Below are 16644 nucleotides of genomic sequence, written 5' to 3' on the forward strand. Positions count from 1 at the left end.
GATTGTCTGATCGAGCCACAATCGCTGCCCATGACAGACATGGGCCAGGCTGCATGTACCCGAGTTCCGCAGGCCGGTCGGAGTCGATCACAGTTCCTTCATGCACGCCAGCAGTGCGACGTTTCGGCCACGCGTCTCGGCCGCAGATCGGGTGACGCGTGCTGAATCGAATGTCATGTACACGGGTGCGCTCGGGTAGTATGAACCACCGTACCAACGGGAGCCCGGCGATTGACCTGCAAACGCACCCCAACCCGACCCGAAGGGCTCTTCGAAGTTGTGAAAAGTACCTGTGATTTGTTGTAGCGCGTCCAACTGCGACGAGCCAAGACCACGCGCGCTGTCCACGCCGCGCCCAGCATCCCATCCGCGAATAAACTCGCCACGCAGGTCGCGCGTTCCGTTCGTACCGTTCGCCGCAACCCAGCCGTCCGGGCAAGTTGCTCGATCAAAGAACGCATACATGCCAGCCTCGCCACCTCCGCCAGCTGCTGTCCAAACGCCGGCCTGACAAGACAGAAACTTGCCATCTACTTCTCGCGCAATACTTCCGTTGCGGACACAAGCAGCACCTGCAGCCGCGATCTCAGCAATCTCCAACGTTCCAGCAAGACGATTGATGGTCGCAGTGCCTTCCACCCGAATGCTGCCGGTGTCATCGACACCAAGGGCCGCCCAGGCGCCGGTTCCGTCACAGGTATAGGCCCGGGGCCCTGTTCCGACCGATGGCGTGAGTACCACCCTGGTCTGACCCCGTCCTGCTGCATCACACAGGCCGAGCATGCCGGCGTTCGCAACGGGGTCGCGCCAGTACGTGCTTCCGGCGCGCCGCCACACGTCTTCTTCACAAGTGAGCACGCCACCGACAGTGTCGCGCGCAAGCGCACCTCTGGGTGAGCAAGCCGCCCCCGCAGTCTGGATCGTTCCCACGCCGAGCAAGATGGGGGTGTTCATAGTGTTCAGGCTGGGATCGCCCGGCACCTGATCGCGATAGAGGGTCGGTGCCGTTGCGAGCGCTTCGCCAAACCAGAGCGACACAGCCGGATGGCCAGCTTCGAATGCAATCGTGCCTCCAGAGCCGTCGCACCTTTGCCCAAGGTGATTCGGGTTGCCATATGCTCCCACAGGGAAATCGAACCCCCCCATCGCGCCGCGGATGTTCGTGGGGTTGGCAGTGTAGACACCAGCACCAGAACCACCAATGGTGGCCGCGAGCTGCCCTAGAGCGAGGTCGTCGTAGGCTTCACCACCTTCTGTGATCACCAATCCGTTCAATCGGCCGGCGGTAGGCTGCAGAACAAGAACGCAAGCGGCCTGCCCGCGTCCGTTGTGAGTCGAAAACCCCGTTTCCAAGTACCCCTGGGTCACCAGGTCTTCAACGCGAACCAGTGCCGGCGTTGTCGGCGTCGCTACGGTTTGCAGTACCGCATAGTTGTCCTTGATGTAGGCGCTGGCGGCCTGGCCAATGGATTTGCTATGCGCTGCGGCGACCGAGATTTCCGTGTCCTCAACCGCCACGTTGATGAGACGCGTAACGCCAACCGCTATCGTGGCGAACACGACCAGCGCGATCATGATTTCGAGGAGGGTGACGCCCTTTTGGTTCTTCATGTGACTTTGCGGTGTTGGTTTCTGGGGCGCTGCACCCACTACGAGCGGACCGCCTCATAGGCGATCGGGTTGGCGCTGATCGCGCGCATCACGTCAGCCTTTGAGACAACTTCAGATCGCATCAAGATCTGGGCCGACGCGGCAAGGCACATCGAGACCTTGTCCTCTGCCCTTTCCAGCATCGCCTGCAGCCGATCTCCGTCATTGAGGTGTTTTGAATAGTCGCGCTTGTGGTTGGCGAGGAAGTCCACTGCCAAAGCGTAGCCGGATCCATCCTTCCTCGGAATGAGCGTCTGGTTCACGATGCCCAGCAGACTGCCAGCCAGAGCGGTCACCTTGGCCTCTCGCTCGTTGTCTGCAAAGAAGCTCAGAACTTTGCTCACCGTCCCAACGGCAGAGCTTGCATGAAGGGTGCCGATCACAAGGTGACCGGATTCACCAGCTAGCAGCGCTTGTTCTGCCGTTGCCCGATCCCGTATCTCACCAATCACGATCACGTCCGGCCGCTGGCGCAAGGCAGCACGAACCCCATCGAGCACCGTGTCGCAGTCGACACCAACCTCGCGCTGCGAGAAGATCGACTTGTCACGCTGGAACACGTACTCGATCGGGTCCTCGACAGTGACGATGTGCGCGTTGCGCATGCCGTTCACGGCGTTGACCATCGCGGCCATGCTCGTGGTTTTCCCAGCCCCCGTGGGCCCCGACACCAGGAGGAGGCCAGCTGGACTGTCCAGAAGGATCCTGAGCGCAGCTGGCAATCCAAGCTCTTGCAAGCTGGGAACCCTGTCCGGGATACGACGCATCGACAGCATCAAGCTCGCCCCCGCGTTTGCCAGGTAGATGTTCACGCGCAAGCGTTGCCCTCCCACCTCATACGGGCGGTTCACTTCGCCCTTGGTGATCTCGGCGCTCAGGTCCGACTCCAAGGAGTCCCCGAATTCGCGAATATCGGCCATGCTGGGTACCCCAGCAACCTCGGCTTCGAACCACCCCCGTGGGGTCTTCAACATCACGGGCGCATCCGATTGCATCATGATGTCGGTGAACGCACCGCCTCGGCCGAGGAGCTCGGCAACTACCTTTGCAACGTACATGTTGTTCAACGTCCCATCATGACAGCGGCGTTGTTGGGGATAGCCGCTGGAAGATCAATGCCAGTATCGAAACCGTTTGCCGAAATCAGACGCCCTGTCACTTGGTTCTTTGCACCTACGAGCACAGAGCGCTGTGACAGTTCGAATAGCCGGACAACGGTTCCTTTTTCGGTGGCGTCTGTAGCGAAGACGTAGAGCGAGGTACCTTCAACGAGATTAGTCCAACGATCGTCTCGGATATAGCCTGGGAGAAAGTAGGCTGCCAGTGCAGCGTCATCAACCGAGCCGCTCGCAGTTGGGTGATCATTGAGATAGCCGCGTACCGCCTTCCCGTAGGCCAAGAAGCTCGTGGCCGAAGAATCGGCTTGAATCGCCGCAGTGATCTGGGCCTGCCGCGGGGCTTCCTTTCCCGTGAAGAACATGACAAGGGCCAGGAACACGGCCACAATCCAAAGCGGTACCACATCAACCTCGCACGACCGGTCTGGTGTCACCGTCAACTGCTGGCCGACGTTGCACCATCAGGCGATTCCGTTGCATCTGAACCTCGTTTCCAAGGTGCTCCCAACGACGCTGGCGAATGTTGTTCCGCACGCCTGTTGCATCCTGGTCGCCCAACCACAGAAACTCAAGCTTCGGCTTGCGCGGCTCGCCCTCGAGGCGTTGGTGCAGCACCGCAAGTAGGCCATTCGCCAGAAGACTGGACGTGTCCTCGGGGTTGGCAATCGCCCCGTTGGCTAGCGAGTACATGCGCTCCACAGCCATCGCTGCAGAATCTGCATGCACAGTGCAGATCACGAGGCGACCGTTGATCGACCATCTAAGCGCCTCGGCCGCGCTCTCGGAGTCACGCACCTCCCCGATGAACATGATCGTAGGCGTCCACCGATTTGCTTTCCTGCACGCCTCTCCGAACTTGCCATGTTCCGCTTCGGTCTGGAAGCAAACGCCTTCGCCATGATTCCCCTGAAGTGGCATCTCCGGTGGATCCTCGATCGTGACGCCGATCCCTCCAAATTTTTGGAGGCGCGCCGCGATCATGGACGATGCGGTGGTCGTTTTCCCATGCCCAAAGGCTCCCGCGACAACCACCAGCCCGTTCAGCCCAGGCTTGAGCAACATGTCGACATAAGCGGGATGGATGCTGAGTTCTTCGGGCGAAGGGATCGTGCTGGGCATGCGGCGGAGTACGTGCACCACCTCGGTGATGGACCTGAGGACGGATACCCGATAGGTCACGCCGCCTGATCGAACTGGGAACTCCTCTTGCGAGGCGCTCGATTGGCGTTCCGAAAGAATGCGTCGAAGCTCCTGGAGGTCGCTTTCAGCTTCCGGGGGCGCGAGCACCGGATCCTTCGTATTGGGAACGCCAGACAGCCAGGCACGTTCTTTGGCCAGATAGATGTCCTTGAATTTCAGGCCGACCAGCATCAGTGCCCTCCTAGTACGCTGCGTTGTGGCTTAGTTGCCCCGGAAGGCGATAGTGGTGCCGGCCGCACACGCGGTGACAGCATCGGGCGGCGAAACAGGGAACGAAGTCACAGGCGTACCGCCACTAACACTCACGCTTAGCCATCCCTGCGCACCGGTCAGAAGCGGAATGCAGATGTCTTCGTTGATGTTGGTCATCGTCACCTCAAACGAAGTGATAGCCGAGGTAACGACGACGTTGCCGTTGCCTGCATGCGTAAGCGTCGGCGGGGTCGTCGTCGAGTCAACGCGGATCGACGTCGGAATGCGCTTCGCGGTGACCAGCACGCTGTTGAGGTTCGTCCCACTGGCGCCGAAGCTCCCCTGGCCCTGCCAGATCTGTTTCACCGAGGCGCGCACGGCTGCCAGGTCCTGGGTAAGTTGGGTCGTCTGCTGGCTCGACATTGCGTTCTGATAGAGCGCCATTGCACCCCCGACGATGATGGCCATCACAGTCAGTCCAGCAATGAGCTCCATGAGAGTCACGCCGGCTTGCTTCTTGAACTTCGTGGTGCGTTTGAACGATTTCATTGGGTTCCTTCTGTTGAAATGGGAGTTTGAAGAATGGGATCGCTATTGAGTTCAGCGATAGCTGCTCTGAATTACTTGAGACATCTGAAGCTCCATGCCCATGAGGCCAGCGACCATGAGAGCAATGAACAGGCCGACGAAGAGGATGCTGAACCCGAAGATGACTTTCATCATCGATTCGATCTTCTCGACTGACTCTGCAATCCACTCTTTGCCAATCGTCGAAAGCGCGGTCTCGAACCCGGACAATCTCGCGTAGACACCAAGGTCATCGATGATTTCGATGTCGGGGAATCCATACCCGGACTTTGCAAGTGCATCGCCTGGGTTGAGGCCAGATCGCATTCCCTTTAGGCACGCCAGAATCCGTATGCGCATCCAGGGCGAGGCGCCAGAAAGCAGCTGCTCAAGGGCAGTCTCGATCCGCACTCCTGCGCCAACCAGTGCGGCGAAGCTGATCATCCATGCACTGCCGTGCTGCACCCGGTAGACGCTATACGGGACCGCTCTATCGAACCGGATACGCAGCCCCTCGCTCCACCTGGGCAGGCTCCACCAAAACGCAAGAACCAGCGCAACTGGCACGCCAGCGATTGCGCCCATCCAAGCTCGGGCAAAGTTGGCGAAGTCGATCATCAGCTTCGCCACGCCGTGCCACTTCTCGTATGGAACGATCTGTGCGAACTCCGGGATGATCTTGTAGCTGAACATGACCAACACCCCGAATGCGATCAACAGCATGACGGATGGGTAGGCGATCCCGCCGACGACCGCGTTCTTGATCTTCTTCTTGGCGGTCATCACTTCCGCCGCAGAGACCAACGCGTCTTCGATCTTTCCCGACTGCTCGCCAGCGGAAATCAGCATCGCCTCATCTGGGCTGACCCAGCCGACGATCGCCTGGGACAAGCGACTGCCGTTGCGCAGCTTTCGCAGCCAGTCCGAAAGGGCAACCGCAAGCGGTTCCTTGGTGCTTTTCAGCGTCACTCTTCGGGCCCGCATCGTTTCCAATGCATCGATGATGGGAACGCCGTTCCCCAGCAACTTTCCGAGCTTCAAATACAGACGCCGACGCAGGTTCGCGTCGTTGCGGAACATGAAACGAGCAAACTTGAATTCGAGCTCATCCATGATCAGGCCACCAATGCAAGTCGTTCGTCACCGTGGTTCTCAGCAAGGGGGCCGACTACATCCTCCGCTTGCAGCGGATCGATGATCCCTTCGTTGATCTTGCGGATGGCGTGCTCGAGCATTGACATGACGCCGAGTTCTTCGCGGATGTACGTGATCGCAGCAAGTCGGTCGTTCTGTCGCAGGAGAGCCATAAGGCTCTCGTCGCTGACGATCGTCTCCGCGACCACAGTCCTTCCGCTGGTGCCGCTGCCACCGCACTTGTCGCAACCATCAGGGTTCTGAACAAAGGCCCTCTCGACGTTGATGGCGCGCATGAAGCGCCCCACCGTTCGCGGATCGAACTCGGCTAGGTGGTCGGCAAGAGGCTGCTTGCAGTGGGGGCACAACACCTTGACCAGGCGCTGGCAAATCAGGCCCGCCACGATCGTCGGGTCTGTCACCAATGCTGGGTTCACCCCAAGGTCAGTGAGACGATCGATGATGGCGACCGCACTGTTCGCATGAACCGTGCTCCAGACCTGGTGTCCGGTCATGGCGGCCTGAACCGCCAGTCGCCCGCTCGGGTTGTCCCGAATCTCGGAGAGCATGATGATGTCCGGGTCCAGGCGCATTGCCGCCTTGATGGCCATCTGGTACTCACGCGACCGTTCCTCTTCGGAGTCAGCGTTCGTCACAGGTGTTTGGACGGCTCCGGGAATCGGATACTCGGGAGGGTCCTCCACGGTGATCACGTGCTTTCGACCTTGCGCTTGCTGGATGATGGCGCCCAGGGCCCTCTGAAGCGTGGTCGACTTCCCTGAGCCGGTAGGTCCACCAATCAGCACGACACCGGTAGGCTTGCGCTTGAGTATCTCGACGCACGCAACCTGCTCGGGCGAGTACCCCAGACGAGCCAGGTCGAGATCGTTCGTGGCGTCGTTGTATAGCAGACGAAGCACCATGATGTACCCATCGACCTGCGGTGATGTGGCGATTCGGATGCCGTCCAGGTGCACTGGAATTCGGCTGCGCATCGAAATCCGCGCGTCCTGGCGCGACAGCTCTTCGAAAGTGGCGTCTGACACATCCGCCATCGCCTGGAAGATGGTCGTGCACAACTGCGACCCGTACTCGAAGGTGTGCTCTTCGATGAAGGTGAGGTCGTTGTGGATGCGAAAGAGGATCTGGGTGCGGTTGCGCGAACTGACGCGAATGTGGATATCCGACGCTCGCTTCTCGACAGCGCGCTCAAAGAGCTGCTTTGCCGTCGCCTGCATGTTGGAATGCGTCTCTGACCCGCTTGCCTGGTCGTACAGCTTGGCGATCGCTGCCAGATCACACTCTTCCACCCGAACTTCACGTTTCAGGTGCTTGAGCTTGGCCATAAACCCGCGCACATGACGGTTGTAGACGTGGCTCTTCGACACCATCAGACGGCCGTCGTCAAGGTAGGCCAAGATGGCACGCACCTCGTCCGCAACCTGTAGCTCTCCGTCTTTCGCCGTCAATACCTTCATGGCCTTGCTTTCTTGTGGTTATCAGTGCCGGTCCGTTGCATTTACTGCGCGCGCGGAGCGAGCAGCGACGGCGCGTTAGGCGAAGTGGCGCCCGGCGGAACGGCTGCGCCGGCTGCGGGCGTTGCCGCCGCACCAAAGGTCAGGCGCTTCGACTCTTTGCCACGGCCCAGCGTGATTGCATCCACCGTGATCTGGCGCACCCCCCAGCCACCAACCGTGTCTCCAACCCGGACGGACTGGACGTTGCCGCCTGGCATCACCAAACTCGCGACAAACTTGCCATCGACACCGCCGATTTCGAGGACCGCGGGCGTGGAGCCGTCGTCGGCTTGACTTGCCGGGCCGCGTTTCAGGTGCGCAATCTCCGAGCGCTTTGCTTCGAGCTTCGCATCCAGCTCGAGCTCAGACAACTCGGCCTCTTTGACGCTCATGCGCTCATTGATGACAGCAATGGCAGATGCTGCCGGGCTTCCACGGCCAGCAGCAACGGGGGTCGTAGCCGCAGCGGCCTGTGGCTCGCTCGCCCCCGTGCCCTGACGCGGCATCTGTTGTGCGTAACTCGTCGCAGCACTGGCCGCAGCTACGGCGACCAAGAGCTTGCTGAGAGAGCTGAACTTACTTTCGAACATACTGCGATCCTTCCATCATCCAAATCATTCGGCCGCCCTTCCACTGCGCTGCCATCGAGCGCAGGCGGAACCCGCTGCCGTCAAGTGCATCGACAACCGCATCCGGCAACGTCACGCCGTCTGCCTTCCAAGTGAGTTCGTCCCAGAGCGGCTCTGCGCCACCCTGGCGCTTCTGGCCGGGAAGCACCTGGGTATTGCTTGTCGCGGGCGCGCTCACGGTCAGCTTGAAGCCGTAGCGCTGTGCGGCCGAGTACATTTCGGCCACCCGTGCGTTGGACGGAGACACCTCCTCGTCCTTCCCGATCAGCAGCGACGGCAGTGGGCGCGTCGAGGAAGCAAGGCTGCCGTCCAAAGAGATCACTGCATCGGGCACGACGCTCTTGAGGTGATCGATCCAGCCCCGGCCGGATGGCTTCCAGGCCACCACAACGACGCCGCCAGTGCAACTGACGCTGGCAAGATCCCAGTTGCCCGGGAACAGGGTGAACGCTTCCAGGGTTCCAAGGCAGGCGTTCTTCTGTTCGCTCGCCATCGGGATCTCGCCCCAAGGGCGAGGCCGCGGCATCTCTGCCGCTTTGCTTGCTTCGAGCTCGGCAGCTACGCGCCTTGCTTGCTCGATTGCCTTGGTTCTTTGATACGCCTTGAACTCATTGAGCCCGTACGCACAGGCGGCGACGACCGCAAGCGCAAGAACCAGCGGTTTCGCGTGCTTGGTCACCATCTGTGCGGCTGTGACCGTGATCGGAGCCAGCACCCACGAGCGCTGGAGCACCAGCTTGCCCCTGCGCCCGAGCGGTAGAAGCTCTTCGAGGGAAGGCGCTTCTTCGGACAGTGCCACGCCCCAATGGCCTGGCAAGAACATGTTGCCCCACTCGCCAATACTGTTGTCCTGGTAGAACATTGTTTTGGCGATCTCTTCCGAATCGATGATCTGGTCCCTTTCGGGAATGATCACCCCATCCTTCTGAGCGAGGTAGTACCACCGGCCTCCACCGAGGTCGGCGACAAACAGGAAGTCACGAGCGTTACTGAGTTCGTGCAAGCGATCCACCACCGCCATCGCCAGGGAGGCGACGCCGGCCTTGATCTCGGCACCTGACTTGGCCAGGCCGGTGCACAGCCCATCTCGGTGGACAACGTGAAGGTTGAGATCTAGTTCCTTGCCGATTCCCTTGATCTCGGTCGCACGCTCCCCGGTGTTCGTGGATGTGAGAGGCTGCCAGAGCAGCCCAGCCGCGAAGTCACGACCGCCATAGGAAAACACCTGGGCGAGTTCCATCAGCGTGCACCTGCAACGATCGGCTGGATCAACACGACCAGGACATTGCGTGTCTTCGAGGCCCGCACAGAGCCGCCCAGCGCCACATTGGTCGCCTTGCCGACCCCAGCCGAACGGCCTTCATCCGCCAGCTGCTCGAAGCCGGTCACCACCAGCGTTTCGCCACTGTTGAGGATCGTGCGCTGAAGGAAGTTGCGCGTGTCGATCTCCGGCGTCTGAATGGAGGAGCCGCCCGAAACGACCTGATCGATCCCGAGCAACGACGAAATGTCCCCGCTGAACTGCAGCATCAGACGCTTGTCATCGAGAATGTGTGGCAGCGTGTTCAGGGAGAAACCAGTAGTGACCTGCCCAGGCTGGAGCGTCGTGGTATTCCCCGCGCCGCCAGTTCCCAGCGTCGTCGTGCTCGATGCCAAGTAGGCCGTTTGACGCCCCACCTGAATCGGCGCAGGTTGGTTGTTGATCGTCAGGAGTGAGGCCGACGTGACCTGCGAGACGCGTCCTTGTTTGGACAGGGCTTCGACCATCGCTTCCGTTCCGTTCCAGTTGCTGGTCGGTGACAGGATTCGCATGCCGAACGAAGAGGCACCGATGATCGGCTCCGCGGCCGAGGAAAGGGTCAAACCCACGCTGCGGTTGACGCTCTGGTACACCGCCTCCCAGTTGATCCCGTATTGATCCGAGTCACTGAGTTCGACAGCGAGGACCTTCACGTTGATCGACACTTGCCTCGAAAGCGAAGCGTTTTGCGCGTCCACAAAGCGCGCCAATCGCTCGATGACCACGGGTGTGTCGTCAACGGTGATGGTGCCAGTAGAAGGGGTAACAACCAGGCGCCCGTCTGGGGAAAGCATCGCCTTGATGCTGTCTTCGATGCCCTTCCAGACGCTCATGCCGGAGAACTCAACCCCTGCGCGCATCTCACTGCTGGCAGAACCGCTAGCCGAGCCGTTCGAACTGTTGCCGTTGACGCCGGTGGTGGTGTTCGATTGCGTACCAACGCGCGCCTGCAGGCTGGTATCGCCCGGGAGCGCTGCAAGACGGAAGGTCGCCGACTTGGTCACGAAGAAGTGAACGCCCATGCCGTCCCACTCCCAGAAGACGCCATATTTCGACGCCATCAGGTCCAGGAAGCCACGCACCGAGCCGCTGTACACCACCGGAGCTGCCACGGCGTCGCGTGATCCTGCGGCAGATCCATTGGCCTGGACCGTACCGCTCGGCAGAGGGGGAAGCGGTGCCTGTGAACTGTTCGCAGGCGTTCCTGAAGGGCTGGCGGGCGTCTCGCTGGACGAAACTTCAGCCTCGGCGTTCTTCCGCGCAGCACGCGAAACACTTGTCACGATGCCGGTGATCTGGCTCAGGTAGCTTGCCGAGTCCACGAGACCATCGAATCGACGATTCACGGCAAACGAACGATTGAGCGCCGCCTCAGCGCGCGGGTCCTTCGCCTCAGCCATTTTGCTGACCGGGATCCAAACCCGGTCGACACGACGCACCGACGTTGCCACGACCGGGCCCATCGCAGTGGTGTCGCGAACGGCACGGAGTGCGCTTTGGGCCTCCTTGCCCACGGCGTCGACCTTTTCGACGACGGGCTTCATCGTCGCGGTCGAGCAGCCAGCGAGGGTTGCGATCATCATCGTCGCGAGGATCGTTTTTTTGGTCTTGGTCATCACTTCACCTCTTGAATGCGCACGGCGTTGTTTGCGTAGATCTCAGCCTCCAGTCGCACCTTGTTCAGACGCATTGAGCCGAGGACCATGTCCAGCGCTTTGTCGAAGTCGTGGTTCAGCACCAGGTCGGCTTCACTACGGAATTCCGGCGCTTCCCAGCTGAGGGAGTAGCCGTGGCGTTTGGCCCACTCCACCAGACGCGGCGAGATGAGGTCACCCGCTTTGATGGACAACGACAGGTCCACCTTGGGTGCGGGCGGCTTCTCCATCGGCTTGATGGGCAGCGCAGTCGTCGACGCCTGGATCGGGAATTCCTCGGTCACGATGCGAATGTTCTGCGCCTGCGCGGATGCGGCGACGAGAGCCAGCAACGTGATGGTGTGTTTTGCGTTCATGGTTGTCCTCAAATCTCAAATGCCGCTGATGACCAGCGTGTTGTTTGCGTAGGCCACTGCCTTCATCCGATAACCCGCAGAGGCCACCTGTGCCATAACGAAATCGGCCGCCGCCAGGAAGGTGGGTTGATCGACCAGCGCATCCCCCGCGATCGGCACGCTCTCGCGCGCATTCCAAACGACCGACCAGTTGGCCTCACGGCCCCAGCGATTGAGCATTTGTTCCAGGCTCTTATCGTCTGCTCTCATCGACCACTTGCGCCCCGGCTCATCGAGCCCAAACCCCCCCATAGAGTCGGATTGGTTCGCAATCGGGCGCCCGGCGCGGCTGTTCGCAACTGGCCCGCGCGCCGCGTTCGTCGCTGCTGCATTGGTTGCGGCGGGCGTTGACGTTGTGGGTGCCGCCTCAGGCTTAGCGCCCGCCGCCGTGAAGCGGATCACACGGTTGCTGTAGACGGTTGCATCCAACGCGTACCCTGCTTGGCGCAGGCCGACCAGCAGACGTTCAATCGCTTCCTTGATAGAGGAAGCCTGAATCGCAGCGTCTCCCGCGACTTGTGCGTCCAGTTCTGGCGGAACCTCCCAAACGATGGTGTGCCCCACGGCCGCGGCCCAGCGGCGCACGGTGCCTTGGACCGTCTTGTCCGTGGCCAGCATCCGAAAACCCCCAGCCGGTACGGCGGGTTGCGCCACGGGCGGCGGCGTGAGGCTGGGCCCATTCGGCGTGTCCATAGCAGCTTGGGCCGAATGGCGCCGCAGCATTGCGTTGCCCTGTTCCACCGTGAGTACGCCCGAGCGCACCAGCGCCTGGATGTTGGCTTGGTTGCTGTTCATGGGGCGCTGATGGGAGCCCGCCTGGCGCGCGCCCTGTGCCTTGGCTTCCACGCTCACGCGAACGTTGGACTCCCAGAGGTTCTTGTCCTGCTTGCCCGCAACGGCCACCCGCGTGGTGATGGACTCTGCAGACACCCCAGCCTTCACAAGCGCATCGCGCATCGCCTTTGCGCGCGCCTGGTCCAGACCTTCCTTGAGCGTCTCGTCGTCACGCCCAACGACCTCGAGCCGGTCGCCCGACGCCACCTTGGCTGCGATGGCCGCCAGCAGCTTGCGCCCTTGGGGCCCCAGCACATGGCTCCCTTTGGGGAACCAGATCGTTTGTTCGGTCGTGGAAACTTGCGGTTCGACCCATGCCACGCGGTCCCCTCGGACTGGGGTTGCGTAGCTGTTGCGTTCCTGCGCGTCATCCACCAGGGCGGGAACTACCGGTGCAAGCGATGCCACCAGTCGCGATCCCGGGCGCACCGGGCCGCCGCTGTAAGGCGTTCTCATACCATTCTCGGCAAGCTGATCGATCGGTGGCACATCCAGGCGATCTCCAGCTCCGTGGACGACCATCGCCTGCGCGCGCCCGAGCTGCAGCGTGAATTGGCCATGTACCTCAGATACCTTGATGTACGGGCCTTCGTGGGTCGGCACCAGAAGCTTCATGCCGCCGTTGTTCTTGGCGAAGATGGCTGGGATCGCTTCGCCAGCTCTGAACTGGAAGTAGGTATTGCGGCCGTCGTCAAAGACCTGCACGGGCGCTGCCCTGAGGCTGCCCGAGGTCATGTAGGTGAAGTCATAGGCACCGACCTGTTGCTTGGCGCTGCCCACGGCCGCGTTTGCATTGAGCAGGACGATTGCGGCAGCTGCCGCCGCCTTGGTAAGTTTGGCTTTCATTGTGTTGACCTATTTGCGGCGGTTGTGGGCTCGCGGGAACACCATGTCGCTCACGACCTCGACGTTGATGCGCTCTCCCTGGCGCACCGTGATGGTGGGCGGGATGACTTTGTTGCGATCCAGGATCGACTTGCTCACATCGACAAGAATTTCGCCAGCGGCGCCCTTGATGCCGCCGCTTTCATTGCCAATCGTCGTGACGCCTGTTGGGGCGGACGTTTTGTCTGCCAGCACCGCAATGAAGAAGCTCGATGCGAACATCTTCAGGAAGTGGTTATTGACCTCACCCGAGATGCCCGCCGCTCCCCTGAGGTCAGAGCCCGGTGCCGGCGGCATATCGAAGCTGGTGCCATCGGGAAGGATCAATCGTTCGAAGGCAAACAGGATTCGTGCCTGACCGACCTTCACGTTGGAGTCGTACTTCCCATCAAGCACGCTACCCTTCGGTATCAGCAACTGCCCCTTGCCGAGGCTGTCGTAGATGTCCACGGTGGTGTAGGCGGAGATTCTCCCGGGCAGATCGGAGTTGATCGCGCGACCAAGTACAGCGGGGATGACCTTGCCCTGCATCAGCACGAGGTCGGAAGGAGCCTGGTAGCTTTGCAGTACCTTTCCCCCGCGTGTCCTTCCTCCGACTTCGCCGGCGTACTCTTTCATCCAGGACGTGGACTGAATGCTGCCGCCTTTTTCCTCCTGCAGGCGTTGGATCGCCTTGGCGATGCCCGGGTACTCGGCCTCGGCGGCGGCTTCCATAGGAAGCTGGCCCCCGGACATCTGCTGCGCCGCTCCCACGACCATTCCCGCTGGCGTCATGGCGAGCGGGCCCTTGGCTTCTCCGTTGCGCTCATCGAAATCCACGACCATCGCCTTGGCCAGCCGGACTTCGGCTTCGCGCTCGGCATCCAGCAGGGCTTGCTGGTCGGGCTGGGCCGGCGCAACGACGGGCGAGACTCGCTCGTTCTCGAGGGACGCCATCGGCTTTTCGTACAAGCTGGCCGTGTTGTCTGGTCGGCGCACGCTCTCCGGCACCACGCGAGGCTCTCCAGCCACTGCGGCTATCTCCTCATCAATGGATTGCGGCTTGCCAACGACCTGGCCAACTGGGGCTTCGGTCGGCTTCACTGAAAGATCGGCCGGTTGAGAACTGCCCCCGCCGAGAAACATGGAAGAGGCCACGCCGAGGCTGAGCACGCCAACTGCGAGCACCGCCAGGGTGGACTTCTTCAGCGGAATGCCCGGCTTGGGCTCTTCCGGCGCGATGATCGATTCGTTGGACAGGCCCATATCAGTCCTGCACGACCTGACCAAGCCAATTGCGCTTGATGACGCGGTGCACGCGCACCTCGGGCTTACCCAACTTGAGAACCGCGGTCTCCAGCAAGCGCTGCGCGACGATGTAGTCCCCGTTGACCGTGTAGTTCACCAGGCTGTACTCGTTCCCTTCGATGACGGCGAACAGCGCCGGCTGCTCCTGCAGATTTGCGGGCATGCGGAAGTAGGTGAACTTGCCGTCGTCAAAGACCATGTCCGGCCGGAACGGCGCATCCCCCTCGATGCGGTAGTTGAACCGCATGCTGGACGGATTGATCCCCAAGGCACCGGCATCGCCTTGCTCCGACCGGGGCTTGCCTTCAACGCTGCGGGCGGCCCCTGGCGCGCTCGACGGCACAGGTACCTGGCCCTCCTTGAGGCGCGTCGGTCGCTCTGCCTCATCCTCTGCTGCTCCCGCAACCTCGGATGGATCCATTTCCAACAGCACTTCCTTGGCGTAGACCCAGGAGACTCGCTGGTACCACTTTCTTCCGTCGCCCGTGGACTTGAGCACGAACTGGTAGGGGCGCTTGTCGGTGAGTACCGTCAAGGAAGTCTCAAGGTCTTCGTAGCGAGGCTTGAGAAAGAGGTTCTTGCGGTTCTTGGTGGGCGTGATCTCCCAGTTCGAGGTGTCGCCCGCAGCGACCGACATGATCACTTCGTCGGGCGCGAACTGCAGATGGGTCACTGCCCGCGGTTTGGCCAGGACCAAGAATGTGTTGTCCGCATCGAATTGGAACTCCACCAGCCGCGTATCGCCGCGAAGGGGCGTTGCAATGAGTTCGGCCGTCGCCGGTTGATGCGCCAGCAACAAAGCGGCAACGGCGAGCGCTGCGCTCAAGCCGCGAGCGTTCAGCATGCTCATGGGAGTTCGGTAGTTGATCTTCACTGCGCGCGCTCCTCGGCATCGCTAAAGTAGGTGACAAGAATGCCCAGGGGGTTTGCCAGCAATGCGGCTTCCTGGGTTGCGGGCGTCAGCCGGTAGTTCAGGGTGACGCGGTATCGCTTGATGCGGTCGGCGGCCGGTGCGCTCGAACCGACCCGCTCGGTGGTCGTGATGAAAATGAAGGCCGTTCCGCGGGCGCTTGCGTCGACAGCCGTCACCTTGACCTCGCGCGCCAGGTCCTTCTCGTTGCGAATGCGCTCGAAAACGCGTTCGCGCGCACGAAACTCCGTGAACTGCGCCACGGCCTTGTCAGCGGCGCGGCTGTTCGCCCAGCGCATTTGTTCGGACGTTCGCAGCGGATCGAGGGTGTAGACAGCCTCCACCCAGCGCGCCAGCTCGGCCTTGATCACCGCCAGATTCGGGTCGATCCTCTCGACCTGGACTGGACGGTTGACGATGCCCGTCTCGGGATTGATCTCCACTACCCATGGACGCACTTCCTTGAGCGGCAGCAGAACCGACACCGAGGCGACCGCCGCGATCGCGAGCAGGATCGACAGCATCGCCACGACGAACCAGCGGGCAGCATCCACTTTGGAGGAGCCGTAGATCTCGGCGAACGCCGCCATCCCCTTGCCGAAGACGACTGCCGGCGTGTTCGGCTGATTGGCCATTGCAGCGATGGCGTCGACCTTCTTGGCCTTCTTGCCGGGTGTGTCCTCTGACGGGACCAGTGGTCCGTTTCCTTTAGTGGGTCTGGATCGATTGAAAAAAGACATGAGCGGTACCTTTCCCGGACGATGCTAAGGACGAAGTGCCCACAGGCAGGGACGTTCAACGTCTGCGTTTCACCGCATAGCCCCGGGAAAGGGCCCTCACTTGGACTGCTCTGATCGAAAAAAAAGCCAGCTCGACGGCTGGCCATTTCAGGGGTGGTGCGAACCTAGAACCACACGCTCCATCCCCACCGCGCAAAAGCGGCCACGGCAAGGCATGCGCCCACGATTGCCCCCACGATCAACCACGGCTGTTCGGTGGCGATCTTCGTGACCGACATCCGCACGGCAAGGCTCGGTTGGTCATCGAGGATTGCCCTTCGTTGCTGCTGCAAGTACGCGATGGCTTCGCGCTCATCGACTTGCTCAAGCGCATTTTCGATTTGCTGAATGCGGTCGTACAGGCTCCCCGCAGGGTCCAGCCCTTCGTACCAGTTCGTGACGTTTTCGAGCTCCGACCGCGCCTCGCTCGCCGGGATATCCCCCAGCGCTACGGCAGGCACGGCGGCTCCTTTCTGGCGTGCTGGCCTGCCATGCAACGCTGCGAGCACATCGAGGATGCGCAGTCGCTCGCTCTCGGGGAGCCCCAGCAGCAGCTGCAGAAGTTCTTCAGTTGTCTTGCTCATCGATATTC

General features: G+C 61.3%; 16 protein-coding genes. All 16 read right to left on the minus strand.

What is annotated here, in order from left to right; translation table 11 throughout:
• Nucleotides 1-87 precede the first annotated feature (87 nt).
• The 16 genes from pilV to F9K07_RS30755 all read right to left on the minus strand — a co-directional run bounded on the left by pilV (nt 88) and on the right by F9K07_RS30755 (nt 16636).
• Nucleotides 88-1611 carry a shufflon system plasmid conjugative transfer pilus tip adhesin PilV gene (pilV, locus tag F9K07_RS30680; RefSeq protein ID WP_159597419.1) on the minus strand — a complete coding sequence of 508 codons (1524 nt, stop codon included), beginning with the start codon at nt 1609-1611 and terminating at the stop codon, nt 88-90.
• Nucleotides 1612-1649: 38 nt separating this feature from the next.
• A complete protein-coding gene (locus tag F9K07_RS30685) occupies nt 1650-2708 on the minus strand; it encodes a type IV pilus twitching motility protein PilT (RefSeq protein WP_236582132.1) in 1059 nt (352 codons plus the stop codon).
• 5 nt (nt 2709-2713) lie between these two features.
• Entirely contained in the window at nt 2714-3148 is a 435-nt protein-coding gene (gene pilM / locus F9K07_RS30690) for a type IV pilus biogenesis protein PilM (protein ID WP_159597355.1), read from the minus strand.
• Between the two features lie 25 nt (nt 3149-3173).
• Nucleotides 3174-4139: an ATPase, T2SS/T4P/T4SS family gene (locus F9K07_RS30695; RefSeq protein WP_159597356.1), complete on the minus strand. Its 966-nt coding sequence runs from the start codon at nt 4137-4139 to the stop codon at nt 3174-3176.
• Nucleotides 4140-4169: 30 nt separating this feature from the next.
• Complete coding sequence (locus tag F9K07_RS30700) at nt 4170-4709, minus strand: type IV pilin protein (RefSeq protein ID WP_159597420.1); 540 nt, start codon at nt 4707-4709, stop codon at nt 4170-4172.
• Between the two features lie 51 nt (nt 4710-4760).
• Nucleotides 4761-5840 (minus strand): type II secretion system F family protein, encoded by a 1080-nt coding sequence (locus F9K07_RS30705; RefSeq protein ID WP_159597357.1) that lies wholly within the window; start codon nt 5838-5840, stop codon nt 4761-4763.
• Between the two features lie 2 nt (nt 5841-5842).
• Nucleotides 5843-7339 (minus strand): GspE/PulE family protein, encoded by a 1497-nt coding sequence (locus F9K07_RS30710; protein WP_159597358.1) that lies wholly within the window; start codon nt 7337-7339, stop codon nt 5843-5845.
• A 41-nt stretch (nt 7340-7380) separates the two neighbouring features.
• Nucleotides 7381-7770, minus strand: a complete 390-nt coding sequence (gene pilP / locus F9K07_RS30715) for a type IV pilus biogenesis protein PilP (RefSeq protein ID WP_159597359.1) — start codon at nt 7768-7770, stop codon at nt 7381-7383.
• A 184-nt stretch (nt 7771-7954) separates the two neighbouring features.
• Nucleotides 7955-9247, minus strand: coding sequence for a type 4b pilus protein PilO2 (gene pilO2, locus F9K07_RS30720; protein WP_159597360.1), 1293 nt, complete (start codon nt 9245-9247; stop codon nt 7955-7957).
• Nucleotides 9247-10923: a PilN family type IVB pilus formation outer membrane protein gene (pilN, locus tag F9K07_RS30725; RefSeq protein WP_159597361.1), complete on the minus strand. Its 1677-nt coding sequence runs from the start codon at nt 10921-10923 to the stop codon at nt 9247-9249. The genes pilO2 and pilN overlap by 1 nt, the downstream gene beginning before the upstream one ends.
• Entirely contained in the window at nt 10923-11318 is a 396-nt protein-coding gene (locus F9K07_RS30730) for a TcpQ domain-containing protein (RefSeq protein ID WP_159597362.1), read from the minus strand. Before F9K07_RS30730 ends, pilN begins: the two co-directional genes overlap by 1 nt.
• 15 nt (nt 11319-11333) lie before the next feature.
• Nucleotides 11334-13037: a TcpQ domain-containing protein gene (locus tag F9K07_RS30735; RefSeq protein ID WP_159597363.1), complete on the minus strand. Its 1704-nt coding sequence runs from the start codon at nt 13035-13037 to the stop codon at nt 11334-11336.
• A 9-nt stretch (nt 13038-13046) separates the two neighbouring features.
• Nucleotides 13047-14321 (minus strand): TrbI/VirB10 family protein, encoded by a 1275-nt coding sequence (locus F9K07_RS30740; RefSeq protein WP_159597364.1) that lies wholly within the window; start codon nt 14319-14321, stop codon nt 13047-13049.
• Between the two features lies 1 nt (nt 14322).
• Entirely contained in the window at nt 14323-15237 is a 915-nt protein-coding gene (locus F9K07_RS30745) for a TrbG/VirB9 family P-type conjugative transfer protein (RefSeq protein ID WP_236582106.1), read from the minus strand.
• Nucleotides 15234-16013, minus strand: a complete 780-nt coding sequence (locus F9K07_RS30750; protein ID WP_159597365.1) for a type IV secretion system protein — start codon at nt 16011-16013, stop codon at nt 15234-15236. Before F9K07_RS30750 ends, F9K07_RS30745 begins: the two co-directional genes overlap by 4 nt.
• Nucleotides 16014-16177: 164 nt before the next feature.
• Nucleotides 16178-16636: a hypothetical protein gene (locus tag F9K07_RS30755; protein ID WP_159597366.1), complete on the minus strand. Its 459-nt coding sequence runs from the start codon at nt 16634-16636 to the stop codon at nt 16178-16180.
• Between the last annotated feature and the right edge of the window lie 8 nt (nt 16637-16644).

Source organism: Hydrogenophaga sp. BPS33 (assembly GCF_009859475.1).
GTDB lineage: Bacteria > Pseudomonadota > Gammaproteobacteria > Burkholderiales > Burkholderiaceae_C > Hydrogenophaga.